Genomic DNA, 13348 nt, shown 5'->3' on the forward strand with positions numbered 1-13348 from the left:
GCGGTGGAGCGCCGGCGCCTGGGTCACCCTGGAGCACCACCGGCACTCGCTCGCCACCGGCCTCGGCTGGGGCGTCCCGACCGCCCGCGAGTGGGAGCAGAAGCACCCGCTCGGCCTGGCCGCCCCGCAGGAGCGGATCAGCTGGGAGGTCACCGCCCCGAGCAGGCCGCCGAGCCGGTCCGGATCGACGTCCACGCCCCGGCGCGGACGAGGAGACGGTGCTCTGGCTCACCCCGGACACCCCCGCCGACACCCCCGTGGTGCTGCGCTCCGCCGGCGAGCGCCACCGGCTCGACTCCGCCGCCTTCCGGCAGGTCTGGGCGTCCACCGCCGCGATCCGCCTCGGCAGCGGCCACTGGCTGCACCTCGCGCCCGCCGACCCCGACGCGCCCGGCGCGCCCGAGATCGTCCTGCGCACCACCTCCTCCGGGCTGCTGATCGGCTGCGCCACCGCCGCCGGCGAGGCCGCCTGGCAGCTGTCCGTCCACCCCGAACCCGCGATCTGACACCCCGTCATCACCCTCGAAAGGACCACCGAAGCCATGACCACCACCGTTGCCGTGCGCACCGCGCAGGACGACTACACCACCGTCCGCACCACCGTGGGCGTCTACCCGATCACCGCCCCGCTGGTCCGGATCTCCGGCGGCGACCGCTACGAGTTCCTCGACCTGTTCCTGGCCAAGTCCAGCGAGTACGTCGAGCCGGACACCGTCCGCGAGGCGCTGGCGCTGAACCAGGACGGCTCGCCGTTCGCGATCGTGCTGCACTTCGAGATCGGCGACGACTCCTGGCTGCTGCCCCGCACCCCGGTCTCCACCGAGGCGCTGACCGGCTACCTGGCGGCGCTCGACGCGCCGTCCGACGTCACCGTCGAGATCGCCCCCGAGGGCTGGGGCGCCACCGCCTTCGAAGGCCCGCAGGCCTGGGCCGCGGCCGCCGCGTTCGTCGAGTTCGACATCTCCGGCCTGACCCTGCACGGCGTCACCGAGGCCGTCGTCCCGGAGGCCGACGCCGCGCTCGCCCACCTCGCCCGGGTCGGCACCACCGGCGAGTACGGCTACCTGCTGCTGTCCAACGACCCCGAGGCCGGCCACCGCGCCGCCGTCGAGGCGGTGCTCGCCCAGGACGGCGCCGAGGTCGGCCCCGAGGGCCTGGCCCGGGTCCAGGCCGAGGCCGGGATGGCCGTCTACGCCGCGGGCTTCGCCGGCCTGCCGGTGCACGAGGCCGACCTGGCCTGGATGGTCGACTGGAACCGGATCGGCGAGTTCCTCGGCTCCGAGGAACTGGTCAAGCCCACCGCCGAGACCGCCCGCATCACCGCCCTCGCCGCCCCGGTCGGCGCCGCCTTCACCGCCGGCACCCCCGTCACCGCCGGCGGACAGCAGGTCGGCACCGTGATCTGGCAGGCCCCGTCCGCCAACGCCGACGAGGAACTGGTCGTCGCCCTGCTCGACGCCCCGTTCTGGGTGCCCGGCCTGGAGCTCGCCGCCGACAACCAGGACGGCGCCGCCACCCCGGTGCGCACCGTCACCCAGCCCCGCGTCATCGCCCGCTCGCTGACCACCCGGATCCACTGATGACCAAGACGACCGAACGCATCGCCCTCACCGGCCTGGGCCTGATCACCGGCGCCGGGGACGACGTCGAGAAGAGCTGGGCCGCCATCTCCCAGGGCGTCTCCGGCATCCGGACCAACACCCTCTTCGACACCACCGAGCTGCTCACCGACTGGGCCGGCATGGTCACCGCCGAGCAGCCCGCCGACCTGGACCGCTGCTACGCCCTGGCGGCCACCGCGATCCGCGAGGCCCTGCGCAACTCCGGCCTCGACCTGGACACCGTGGACCGCGACCGGGTCGCCGTGGTGGTCGGCTCCAGCCTCGGCGCGATGCCCACCCTGGAGACCGTGCACAGCGGCCTGGTCAACGACGGCGTGCTCGACGCCGTCCAGGCCGCCGGCTCCCAACTCCCGTGCGTGGGCGACTACATCGCCGCCGAGTTCGACCTGCGCGGCCCCCGCGTGGTGCTCTCCAACGCCTGCGCGGCCAGCGCCGTCGCCCTCGGCTACGCGGCCGAACTGCTCTGGAAGGGCGAGGTCGACTACGTCATCTGCGGCGGCGTCGACCCGCTGGCCCAGCTCTCCGCGTACGGCTTCTCCGCCCTCGGCGCGCTCGACCCCGAGCCGTGCGCGCCGATGTCCGCCTCCACCGGGCTCACCCTCGGCGAGGGCGCCGGCTTCATGGTGCTGGAGTCCGCCGAGCGGGCCGCCGAACGCGGCGCCGCGCCGCTCGCCGAACTCGGCGGCTACGGCCTCTCCTGCGACGGCTACCACCAGACCGCCCCCGACCCCAGCGGCAAGGGCGCCGCCGCCGCGATGGCCCAGGCCCTGCGCACCGCCGGACTCGCGCCGGAGGACGTCGACTACGTCAACCTGCACGGCACCGGCACCCCCGCCAACGACGTGTCCGAGCCGAAGGCCGTGAAGCTGCTGTTCGGCGCCGAGGTGCCGCCCGCCAGCTCCACCAAGTCGATGCTCGGTCACACCCTGGGCGCGGCCGGCGCGGTGGAGGCGATCGTCTCCACCATGGCGATCGACCGGGGCGTCATCCCGCCGACCGTCAGCACCCGCGGCGTCGACTCCCCGTTCGGGCTGGACATCGTCCCCAACACCGGCCGGCCCGCCCCGCTCGAAGTGGTCGCCTCCAACTCCTTCGCGTTCGGCGGCAACAACGCCACCGTCGTCCTCAACAAGCCCGGACGGCCCGCCCGTTCGGCCCGGCACACGCAGCCCGTGCACCACGTCGTGGTCACCGGCGTGGCCGGCCTGGCCGGCTCGGCCGGCTCCACCGCCGAACTGACCGCCGCCCTCGCCGAGGGACGGGTCGGCTTCGACACCCTGGAGCAGGTCGCCGGCCTCGGCGAGCGCCCGATCGGCCGGATCGACGTCAGGGCCGTCGCCAAGAAGCTCAACCCCAGCAAGGCCCGCCGGATGGACCCGCTGGGCGTGCTCGCCGCCGGCGCCGTCGGCGACCTGTACGAGCGGTACGGCAAGCCGTCCCGCGCCGAGGCCGAGGGCACCGGCATCGTCTTCGCCACCGGCTACGGCCCGGTCACCTCGGTGCTGGACTTCCACCGCGGCGTCCTCACCAAGGGCATCACCGGCGCCAACCCGGCGACCTTCGCCAACACCGTGGTCAACGCGGCCGCCGGACACGTCGCGATGCTGCACCGCTACCGCGGCTACACCGCCACCATCGCCAACGGCGGCACCTCGTCCGTCCTCGCCCTCCAGCTGGCCGCCCGGGTGATCGCCCGCGGCATGGCCGACCGGATCATGGTCGTGGTCGCCGACGAGTTCCCCGAGCAGGCCCTGGCCACCCAGGCCCGGCTGCCCGGATACGCCAAGACCCCGCACGTCGTCCCCGGCGGCGGCACCGGCACCGTGCTCTCCGAGGGCGCGGCCGCCATCCTGCTGGAGTCCGAGGCCTCCGCCGCCGCCCGCGGCGCGCACGTCCTCGCCGACGTACGGGGCTTCGGCGCCTCCGGCGAACCGGCCGGCATCGGACGGATCGGCCGCGACGGCGAGGCCTGGGCCCGCGCCCTGCGCGCCGCCCTCGCCGAGGCCGACTCCGCGCCCGGGCAGATCGACACCGTGGTCTCCGCCGCCTCCGGCTACCGCCTGGTCGACGTCGCCCAGTCCCGCGCCCTCGCCCTGGCCGGCCTCGCCGACCGCCCCACCGCCACCCCCAAGGCGCTGATCGGCGAGACCTACGGCTCGGCCGGCGCCCTCGGCCTGGTCGCCGCCCTGGCCGGCGACGCCCCGCCGGACGCCTGCTGCTGTCCAGCTTCGCCTACGGCGGCTCCTACGCTGCCGCGGTGCTCGACGCGAGGCCGTGATGGGCGCCGTACGAGAGGCCCTGCGGGCCGCGGGGAGCTGGCTGGACGGCGGCACGCCGGCCGACCCGCTGCCCTGGGCCCGCCAGCTGGGCCCGGTGCTCGCCGCGGCCGGGCCGGCCGCCGACCGGGCCACGGCCCGGCGCGCACCGCCCGCGGGCCGCCGGGAACTGGCTGGAGGAGCAGCGCCCGGAGACCGACCTGGTGGAGCTCCCCGGACCCGGGGCGACGGCGCTCGCGCCGTCCCGGGCGCCGGAGCCGGTGCCCGGCGGGGCCCGGACTCCGGCCGGGTGCCGGGCGGCGGCCCGGCACCCACGCCGACCCACCGTCAGCCCAGCCGGGCGGCAGTCGGACTGACGGTGCGTCGGGCGGCGGCGCAGGCGCTGTCCCGCCCCGCCCGGCCCGCCCGCCGCCCGGCGGCCGACTTGTCGCCCGCCCGCCCCGAGCCGCTCACCACCGCGGCCCGGCACGGCGGTCCGGACGAGGAGGCGGCCATCGACTGCCTCGTCACCCGGCACCCGCACCTGCCGCGCGACCGGATGGGCCACCGGCTGAACGACGCCGGCCGGTGGCTGATCACCGAGGCCGTGGCGAGCCTGTACGGGGTCCGGCCGAGCCCCCGCGAACTGGCCCGCGACGAGCACCGGCGGTGGAGCGTGCCGGAGCTCGGCCTGACCGCCTCGGTCGCGCACTGCGCCGCGTACTCGACGGTGGCGCTGGTGTCCGGCCAGACCGTCGGCGTGGACCTCCAGGACCACCGCGACCGCCCGTACGCCATGCAGTGGCTGGGCGCGCTGCTCGGCCGGCCGGACGGCGAGCCCGCCACCATGCGGGACTTCGCCGAGTGCGAGGCGCTGATCAAGACCTCGCACCTGCGCAAGGAGACCTTCGCCGGCGTCCGGCTGCCCGACTGGCGGCCGGGCTGGCGCCCCACCAACACCGGCCACCTGGTGCGCTCCGCCGACCTCGGCCACGGCCTGCACCTGGCCCTGGCCACCGACGCCCCCGCCGCCGTCCGCTGGTGGTGGCAGCCGCAGCCGTCCGCCCCGGCCGTCCGCACCGAGGCGCTCACCGTGGAGGCCGTCGCATGACCACCGCCGCGCCCGGCGCCCGCCGGGGGCGGGACCGCTCGGCCGGACCCGGCGCCCCCGCCCCGGACCTCCCCGCCCCGACCCTGGAGCTCGCCGCATGACCGCCACCGCCACCGCCGCCCCGGCCCGGGCCTACACCCGGCGGATCTCGCAGATCGAGCGCGGCTACCTGAACGCCAACGCCACCGGCACCCCGCAGCTGATCCAGATGGTGATCGACGGCGAGGGGCGCATCGACCCGGACGCCCTCGCCGACGCGGTCCGGCGGGCCACCGCCGCCAACCCCGGCCTCGCGGTCCGCCGCAAGGGCCCCAACTGGCGGGCCGGGGACGCCCTCCCGCCGATCACCGAACTGCCCGCCGACGCCGGCTTCGCGCACCCGTTCTTCCACCGCGACCTGGACGTGGTGACCGGCCCGGTCTGCGAACTCGGCCTCGCCAACGGGCCGTCCACCAGCCGCCTGGTGGTCCGGGCCAGCCACATCGTCACCGACGGCCGCGGGCTGCGGTACTGGATCGAGGACCTGTTCCGCGCGCTGCGCGGCGAGCCCCTGGCCGGCGCCGACTCCACCGTCGACGACACGCACTTCCGCGCCGCCGCCGCCCCCGTCCCGGCCGCCCCCGTCCCGGCCCGGGCGGAAGGGTTCCCGGCGATCCTCGGACAGGGACCGGCCGACGGCACCGCGCTGTGGCTGCGCCGCTCCGTCGCGGCGACCCCGTCCGCCGTCACCGCCCGGATCGGCGCGGCCGTGTCCCGGCTGCTGACCGCCGACAGCGGCCGGCTGATCATCCCGGTGGACCTGCGCCGGCACGACCGCGCGGTGCGCTCCACCGCCAACCTGACCTCCCAGCTGGTGCTCGACCTGCACCGCGAGGACCGCTGGAACCGGCTGCACAGCCAGCTGCTGGCCGCGATGCTCCGCAAGCGCGAAGTGGCCTCCCTGGAACGGGACTTCCTCCGCAACAACCCGTTCGCGAACTCGCTGCGGGAGGCCCAGGAGCTGGACGGCACCCGCTTCCCCTGCACCGCGATCCTCACCGACCACGGCCGGATCGACACCGAGCTGTTCCGCACCGCGCACTTCCGCCCCACCGAGTACTGCACGCTGCCGATGCTCGTCCCGTACGCCGAGATGTTCCTGAGCACCTGTCAGCTCGACGGCCGCACCGAGCTCACCCTCTCCTGCCGCAACCGGCCCGACGCCCGCCCGGCCGCCGAGGCCGTCCTGGACGAGGTCGAACGCGCCCTGCTCGCGGCCGAGTGACCCGGCCGACCCCTCCTCCCCGCCGATGAAGGACCTGCGAAGATGCCCACCAAGCAGCCCGCCCGCACCACGGTGAACGCGGTCAAGGGCAAGGCCCGCCGCAAGCCGGGCCCGGCGCGCACGCCCGCCGCGAAGCCCGCCGCCGCGAAGCCCGCCGCCACCACGAAGAAGCCCGCCGCCCGAAGACCACCGAGCCGAAGACCACCGAGCCGAAGACCACCGAGCCGACCGAGCCCGCGGCCGTCGCCGTCGCCGTCGCCGAGCCGGAAGCGACCGAAGCGGCCGAAGCGGCCGACACCACCGGAGCGGCCGGAGCCGCGGAGGCGCCCGCCGCCCCCGCGGCCGAGGAGCCGGCCGGCGAGGGCCGCCCGCCGCAGGACGCCCCGTCGAAGGCCGCGCTGATCACCATGGCCGCCGCCATCGCCGGCGGGTTCGTGGCGCTGCTCGACACCACCATCGTCAACGTCTCCATGCAGGAGACCACCGCCCGGTTCGGCGGCATCAACCAGGTGCAGTGGGTGGTGACGGCCTACCTGCTGGCGCTGGCCGCGACCATGCCCGCCACCGGCTGGCTGGCCACCCGGTTCGGCACCAAGCGGGTGTTCGCCGCGGCGACCGCCCTGTTCGCGCTGGGCTCGCTGGGCTGCGCCGCCGCCCAGTCGCTGGACCAGCTGATCGCCGCCCGCGGCCTGTCCGGTGCGGCGGCCGGCATCCTGACCCCGGCCTCGACGATCCTGCTGACCCGCGGCGTGCCGCGCGAGCACCTGGCCAAGGTGCAGGGCCTGAACGGCTCGGTGATGCTGATCAGCCCGCTGCTCGGGCCGACCATCGGCGGACTGCTGGTCGCCTGGGGCGGCTGGTCGGCGGTGTACGTGGTCAACATCCCGTTCTGCGCGGCCCTGCTGGCCGTCACGGTGCGCTTCGTCCGCAAGGACGCCCCGCCGGCCGGCGGGGCCAAGCCGCTGGACCTGCTGGGCCTGGTCTCCTCGGCCACCGCCACCGTCTGCGCGGTGCTGGCCATCCACGCCTACGCCGAGCGGGGCGCCGACGCCGGCGCCGCGCTGCTGGTGCCGCTCGGCCTGGCCGTGCTGGGCGCGGCGGTGTTCGTGGTGCGCGAGCTGAAGGCGAAGTACCCGCTGCTCGACCTGCGGCTGTTCCGGATCCCGGTGTACGCGGCCGCGGTGGTGAACATCTTCTGCCTGGGCTTCGTCCTGTACTCGCCGATGATGCTGATCCCGCTGTACTTCGAGGACGCCCGCGGCGAGTCCGCGGTGACCACCGGCCTGCTGATGTCCACCGGCGGCCTGGGCGTGGTGACCGCCGCCTGGCTGTCCCGGGTGCTGCTCCGGAAGATCGGCGGCGGCGCGACCGTGCTGATCGGCATCTGCCTGACGATGATCGCCACCGTGCCGATGACCGGCCTGACCGGCGCCACCGCCTACCCGCTGATCTGCGGCAGCCTGGTGATCCGCGGCCTGGGCACCGGCCTGACCATCGTGCCGACCATGACCCGGGCGTTCCAGTCGATCCGTCAGGAGTCCATCCCGGACGCCTCCTCGCAGCTCAACCTGACCCAGCGGATCGGCGGCGCGCTGGCCATCGCGGTGGTCACCGTGGTGCTCACCGACTCGGCCCGCAGCCACCACGGCATGGTGCCGGAGGCGTTCGCGCACTCCTTCGGGTGGCTGCTGGGGGTCTACGGACTGACCCTGCTGCCCGCCCTGGCGCTGCTCCTGGCGGATCGTCGGGAGAAGCGCCGGCAGGCGGTCTGACGGAACGTCGGCGGACGCCCGCGGTCAGCGCGTGGCGGGGAGCCAGCCGTCCTGGACGGCGTGCACTCCGGCCTCGAAGCGGCTGCGGGCGTCCAGGCGTTCCATCAGGTTGGCGGCGAACCGGCGGGCGGTGCGCGGGGAGACGCCCATCCGCTTGGCGATCGCCTCGTCGGTGTGGCCCTGGGCGAGCATCTTCAGCACCGCCAGCTCGTGCGGCGGCATCTCGTTCTCGTCGCAGCAGCGGGGCGCGTCGCCGACCGGGATCGCGCTCGCCCAGACGCCCTCGAACAGGGCGCACAGCGCGGCCACCGTGCCCGCGCCGCGCAGCACCACCGCGCCGGCCCGGGCGTCCTCGGTGTCGATCGGCAGCACCGCCTGCTGCCGGTCGAAGATGATCATGCGGATGGGGAGCTCCGGCACCGTGCGGACCTGGCCGCCCTGCAGGTTCAGCCAGGTCACGTGGTCCAGGGTCGGCCGGTGGTTGCGGACGCTGTCCAGGTAGACGGTGCGCATCTGCACGCCGCGCTCCAGCAGCGCCGCGTTCGGCTGCCGGCTGGCCCGCAGGTCCTCCTCGCTGTGGGCGCCGCCGGGGGCGAAGGTCGCCACCTCCTGGCGCACCGAGCCGGCCAGTTCGGCCAGCCGCTCGCGGATCATCTCCGGTCCGGCCAGCTGCTCGGAGGAGGCGTCGGTGGCGGTCGGTCGGAACGCCGAGCACTCCGCGATCAGCTGGGCCGCCGCGGCCCGGGAGGCCTCCACCCGCAGCTGCTGGGCGGCCAGTTCCGCCTGCTGGCGGGCCAGCAGGACCTCCATCGCCGTCTCCGGGCCGACCGCCCGGAACCCGATGCCCTCCCGGGCCGACGGCTGGATCAGGGCCAGTTCGCTGAGCCGGTCGAGTCCGGTGCGGACTCTGTCCTCGCTCAGCCCCAGGGCTCTCGCGAGCGCGGCCACCCCGGCCTGCGGGTCGGCCAGCATCCGGCGGTAGATGGACTCGGCCTCCGCATCGAGCCCCAGAACGTCCAGCATGGATCGGTCCCCGTTTCGATCAGCGCCAGTAGATGAGGTCTACATCATTTCCTGAGCTTACTGACACACGGCAACCACATACCGGCCCTTGCCTTCCGGCGAGATGTCAGGACAACGGCGGCCCGGACACGACCGGTGAAACGTTCGGAAGCACCGTCAGACGGCTGCTGTGACCAGCAGTTGACTGCCCGTCATGACAGCCGGGTCGGGCTGCTCCGGCAGCAGCCGGGAGCAGTCCCGGACCAGGCTGTGGAACGAGAACAGCGCCGCCGCCTCCTGCCGGACCAGGTTGTTCTCGAACAGCGCGTCGAGGCAGCACTCCACCTCGTCCGCGCTCAGCCCGGTCACCGCCGCCGCCCGGTCCACGTCGAAGGAGCCCGCGGGCTGACAGCACATCAGGCGGCTGAACCGCTGCTGTGCCAGGTCCAGGTACTGGTACGAGGCGCGGAGCAGCGCCATCAGGTCGCGGTCCGCGGTGCGCAGGCAGCGGGCCCGGCGCTCCGGATCGGCCAGCCGCTCCACCAGGTCCGCCACCGTCCAGGCCGGACGGTCCCGCAGCCGGGTCGCGGCGATCCGCACCGCCAGCGGCAGGTAGCCGCAGAGCGCCACCGCCTCCGCCGCCCGGGCCGGCTCCCGGCCGACCCGGCGCTCGCCGGCCACCCGGGCGAACAGTTCCACCGCGTCGCCCGGCGGCAGCACGTCCAGCGGCAGCGCCACCGAGCCGTCCAGCGCGCTCAGCTTGCGGCGGCTGGTCACCAGCACCAGCGTCTCGCCGGCGCCCGGGAGCAGCGGGCGCACCTGGGCGCTGTCGGCCGCGTCGTCCAGCACCAGCAGGCAGCGCCGGCCGGCCAGCCGGGAGCGCCACAGCGCGGAGCGCTCCTCCAGCGAGGCGGGGATCCGGTCCTGCGGCAGGCCGTCGGCGCGCAGCAGCGCGGCCAGCGCCCGCAGCGGCGACACCGGCGGCCGGGACTCGTCGAAGCCGTCGAGGGCGGCGAAGAACTGGCCGTCCGGGAAGTCCGCGGTCGCCCGGTGCGCCAGCCGCACCGCCAGCGTGGTCTTGCCGACGCCGCCCATGCCGTCGATCGCCAGCATCAGCGGCGATCCGGCCGCCCGACGGGCCACCGCCTCCTGAAGCAGCGCCAGTTCGGCGATCCGGCCGGTGAAGTCCGCCAGGTCGTGCGGCAGGCAGTTCGGGTGCGGGCCCGGCGCCGCCTCCTCGGCGGCCGGCGGACGCACCTCCACCGGGCCGGGCGCGTCGTGCACGCCGGGCGCGTCGGCGAGGATCTCCGCCTGGAGCGCGCGCAGTTGGGGGCTGGGCTCCAGGCCGAGCTCGTCCGCCAGGTAGCGGCGGCCCTCCTCGTACACCGCCAGCGCGTGCGCCTGCCGGCCGCTGCGGCACAGCGCCGTCATCAGGCTCCGCCGCAGCGAGTCGCGCAGCGGGTACTCGGCCAGCAGCGCCGTCAACTCGCCCACCAGCGAGGAGGTCTCACCGACCCTCAGGCGCAGCGCCATCAGGTCCTCGAGCGCGGTCAGCCGCTGCTCGTGCAGTTTCACGGCCGCGCTGGTCACCGCCGGGCAGTGGATGCCGGCGAAGGCCTCGCCGCGCCACAGGTCCACCGCGGACTGCAGCAGCCGGATCGCCTCCGGGAACCGCCCGTCCCGTTCGGCGGCCCGCGCCTCGCGCACCTTGCGGGTGAACCGGTGCGCGTCCACCGCGTCCTCGGGCACCACCAGCCGGTACCCGACGTCCACCGTCACCAGCCGGTGCTCGCCGACGGCCAGCACCCGTCTCAGGTCGCGGATCGCGTTGTGCACCTGCGGTCTGGCCGACGGCGGCGGGTCCTCCCACAGCTCGTCCACCAGAAAGTCCATCGGCACCACCCGGCCGGCGTTCAGGAGCAGCAGCGCCAGGAGTCTCTGCTGCCGCATGCCCCGGACGTCCACCAGGACGCCGCCCTGGCGCGTCTCCAGCGCGCCCAGGACCAGGAATTCCATCGTCTTCACCCCCGTGAGTGCGATCGGTCGGACGGTTCGGATGTGCTTCGCGGGGCTCAGCCGCCCCAGGTGACGTCGCCGTTCGGGCCGACGACCGCGCTCGCGCCGTCCGCGACGGTCAGTCCGGCCGCCGCGGGGTTGGCCGGGGACTGGCCCCAGGTGACGTCCCCGTTCGGGCCGACGATCAGGTTCGCGCCGCCCGCGGCGGCCTTCACGGCCAGGTCGGGGTCGACGGGGCTCTGGCCCCAGGTGACGTCGCCGGCGACATTCCCGGAGTATTCCACCGACGTCGCCGAAATGGCCACGGCTGCGATTGCGGCGACCGAGAAAGCGACCAACTTGGAGACGCGGGTGACCATCACGGGAATTCTCCTGAAGGATTGTGGTGGGTTTCTCCGGGGTGGTTTCCCGGAGTTCCGGCCGGCGGCTGCTCCCGCCGACACCACTACTGTGCTGCACCCGCGGCCCGGAGGGAACAGGTGTCGGCTGGACGGAACATGCACTGTCCTAAGCCGTCCACGGTCCGCCTACTCGAACCCCCACCAGGGCCCCGGAACCAGGGCCGCCCCCACGCTCAGCACGGCGAAACCGGCCAGGCCGGGCTCCGCCTCCACCGCCCGTAAGAGCACCCGGGCGGCCCGCCCCTCCGCCTCCGCCAGGCTCTCGGCCAGGACGAACACCCCCACCGTGACCTCCTCCGACCCGGTCGGGTGGACGCTCACGTGCTCCACCGCGTCCCGGTCCTCCGCATGAGAACGAACCAATTCCGCCAGGTCGGGCGGAACGCCCCCGCCGGCCGGTGCGCGAAGCCTCGCATGAACCAGATACATGCTTCCATAGTGGGCTCCGCCATTAGGTGCCCGAACGATTTCGCGCTGGTCGCTTTATGCCATGTCATAAACCGACCAGGAGAAGGCAGGTGAAAACTGCGGGAAGATCGCGGGACGCCCCGGTGCCCGGTCGCTCAGCGCGCCCCGGTGCCGCCGCTCTCCAGGAACTGGCAGAGCGGCAGCGTCGCCGCGCCCAGCGTCACCGCGTCCGGGCCCAGCTCGCTGAGCGCGAGGGCGGTGCGGGAGCGCGGGAAGGCCAGGGCGTGACGGGTCGCGGACTCCTCGATCGCGGGCAGCAGGCGGGGGCCGAGCAGCAGGCCGGCCCAGCCGCCGATGACGACCCGCTCGGGCGCGAACAGGTTGACCAGGTCGGCGACGGCCGCGCCGAGCAGCTCGGCGGCCTCGTCCAGCAGCGCGACCGCGCCGGGCCGGCCGGCCTCCGCGGCGGCCAGCAGGGCGGCCAGGCCCGCCTTCTCGCCGACGCCGGGGAGGGCGCCGTCCCAGCGCTCGACCAGCGCCGCGGCGCCGACGTAGGCCTCCAGGCAGCCGCGGGCGCCGCAGCGGCAGGGGCGGCCGCCGACGTGCACCTTGGTGTGGCCCACTCGCCGGCCGAGCTGCTCGCGCCGCGGAAGCGGCGGCCGTCCGCGACCACGCACGCGCCGATGCCGGAGCCGAACAGCGCGACCACGGCGTCCCGGCAGCCGCGGCCCGCACCGAACCACATCTCGGCCTGGCCGAGGGTCTTGGCGCCGTTGTCGATGTGCAGCGGCAACGGGGTGTGGGCGCGCAGCAGGCGGCCGAGCGGGACGGCGTCCCAGCCGAAGGTCGGGCCGTGCACGACGGCGTCCGCGCCGGGGTCGGGGCCGGCGCCCTGCTCGACGATGCCGGGCACGCCGAGGCCGACGCCGAGCACGCTGCGGGCCGGGACGCCCGCCGCGTCGAGGACGTGCGCGAGGCCGGCGGCGATCAGCCGGACCACCCGGCCCGGGTCCGGAGCGTCGTCCAACGGCCGGTCGGCGGAGGCGAGTTCGGTGAGCGCGAGGTCGAACAGGGTGACCCGGACCTGGGTCTCGCCGACGTCGATGCCGACCAGGTGGGCCCGGCCGGGGGCGACCCGGAGCAGGATCCGCGGCCGCTTGCCGTCCGACTCGACGGAGCCGCACTCCTCGATCAGCCCGTCGGCGAGCAGGTCCCCCGTCACGTTGGTGATCGACCCGGCGCTGAGCCGGGTGGCGCACCCGAGTTCCTGCCGGCTGAGCGGGCCGTGGAAGTACAGGTGGCGCAGCAGGGTCGAGCGGCTGGCGCGGCGCAGGTCGCGGACGGTCTGCTGGGCTCGGGGCGTCATGGGTGTGGTGTCCTCCTCCGGCGCGAATCTACGCGTTCGCGCCGCCCGCCGTGCGCCCGTCCGCCGGTGGCCGGAACGCGGGCCCGGTCGCGGGCCGAGGGCAGGCCGGGGCGCAGGGGGACCGGCGGCCG

General features: G+C 75.4%; 9 protein-coding genes and 1 pseudogene. 5 read left to right on the forward strand and 5 right to left on the reverse strand.

Annotated elements, in window-relative coordinates; translation table 11 throughout:
* The first annotated feature begins 218 nt into the window (after positions 1-218).
* The 5 genes from KCH_RS44680 (at position 219) to KCH_RS19930 (ending at position 8024) form a co-directional block, all read left to right on the forward strand.
* Complete coding sequence (locus KCH_RS44680; RefSeq protein WP_035864777.1) at positions 219-506, forward strand: hypothetical protein; 288 nt, start codon at positions 219-221, stop codon at positions 504-506.
* Positions 507-542: 36 nt separating this feature from the next.
* A complete protein-coding gene (locus tag KCH_RS19910; protein ID WP_035864780.1) occupies positions 543-1580 on the forward strand; it encodes an aminomethyltransferase family protein in 1038 nt (345 codons plus the stop codon).
* Positions 1580-5089, forward strand: coding sequence for a beta-ketoacyl-[acyl-carrier-protein] synthase family protein (locus tag KCH_RS19915; RefSeq protein WP_244305373.1), 3510 nt, complete (start codon positions 1580-1582; stop codon positions 5087-5089). Before KCH_RS19910 ends, KCH_RS19915 begins: the two co-directional genes overlap by 1 nt.
* The gene (locus KCH_RS19920) at positions 5086-6252 is read left to right on the forward strand and encodes a hypothetical protein (RefSeq protein ID WP_035864782.1); all 1167 of its coding nucleotides are present in this window, start codon (positions 5086-5088) and stop codon (positions 6250-6252) included. Before KCH_RS19915 ends, KCH_RS19920 begins: the two co-directional genes overlap by 4 nt.
* Positions 6253-6659: 407 nt before the next feature.
* A complete protein-coding gene (locus KCH_RS19930; RefSeq protein WP_035864786.1) occupies positions 6660-8024 on the forward strand; it encodes a DHA2 family efflux MFS transporter permease subunit in 1365 nt (454 codons plus the stop codon).
* A 24-nt stretch (positions 8025-8048) separates the two neighbouring features.
* On the opposite strand, the gene KCH_RS19935 is transcribed toward KCH_RS19930, so the two are convergent.
* The 5 genes and pseudogenes from KCH_RS19935 to KCH_RS19955 form a co-directional block, all read right to left on the reverse strand.
* On the reverse strand, positions 8049-9047 hold the full coding sequence (locus KCH_RS19935; RefSeq protein WP_035864787.1) for a helix-turn-helix domain-containing protein: 999 nt from the start codon (positions 9045-9047) through the stop codon (positions 8049-8051).
* Positions 9048-9203: 156 nt separating this feature from the next.
* Positions 9204-11042, reverse strand: coding sequence for an AfsR/SARP family transcriptional regulator (locus KCH_RS19940; RefSeq protein ID WP_051653249.1), 1839 nt, complete (start codon positions 11040-11042; stop codon positions 9204-9206).
* 56 nt (positions 11043-11098) lie between these two features.
* On the reverse strand, positions 11099-11404 hold the full coding sequence (locus KCH_RS19945) for a hypothetical protein (RefSeq protein ID WP_157032121.1): 306 nt from the start codon (positions 11402-11404) through the stop codon (positions 11099-11101).
* Positions 11405-11569: 165 nt separating this feature from the next.
* On the reverse strand, positions 11570-11773 hold the full coding sequence (locus KCH_RS37575) for a hypothetical protein (RefSeq protein WP_051653250.1): 204 nt from the start codon (positions 11771-11773) through the stop codon (positions 11570-11572).
* A 233-nt stretch (positions 11774-12006) separates the two neighbouring features.
* Positions 12007-13217, reverse strand: a pseudogene (locus KCH_RS19955) (ROK family transcriptional regulator).
* Between the last annotated feature and the right edge of the window lie 131 nt (positions 13218-13348).

Origin of the sequence: Kitasatospora cheerisanensis KCTC 2395 (assembly GCF_000696185.1) — a bacterium.
Classification (GTDB): domain Bacteria; phylum Actinomycetota; class Actinomycetes; order Streptomycetales; family Streptomycetaceae; genus Kitasatospora; species Kitasatospora cheerisanensis.

Excerpts from the sequence above, each read along its gene's own strand:
- KCH_RS19930 (WP_035864786.1), top strand. The coding sequence starts at position 6,660 with ATGGCCGCCGCCATCGCCGGCGGGTTCGTGGCGCTGCTCGACACCACC.
- KCH_RS19920 (WP_035864782.1), top strand. The coding sequence starts at position 5,086 with ATGACCGCCACCGCCACCGCCGCCCCGGCCCGGGCCTACACCCGGCGG.
- KCH_RS19910 (WP_035864780.1), top strand. The coding sequence starts at position 543 with ATGACCACCACCGTTGCCGTGCGCACCGCGCAGGACGACTACACCACC.
- KCH_RS19940 (WP_051653249.1), bottom strand. The coding sequence starts at position 11,042 with ATGGAATTCCTGGTCCTGGGCGCGCTGGAGACGCGCCAGGGCGGCGTC.
- KCH_RS19915 (WP_244305373.1), top strand. The coding sequence starts at position 1,580 with ATGACCAAGACGACCGAACGCATCGCCCTCACCGGCCTGGGCCTGATC.
- KCH_RS19935 (WP_035864787.1), bottom strand. The coding sequence starts at position 9,047 with ATGCTGGACGTTCTGGGGCTCGATGCGGAGGCCGAGTCCATCTACCGC.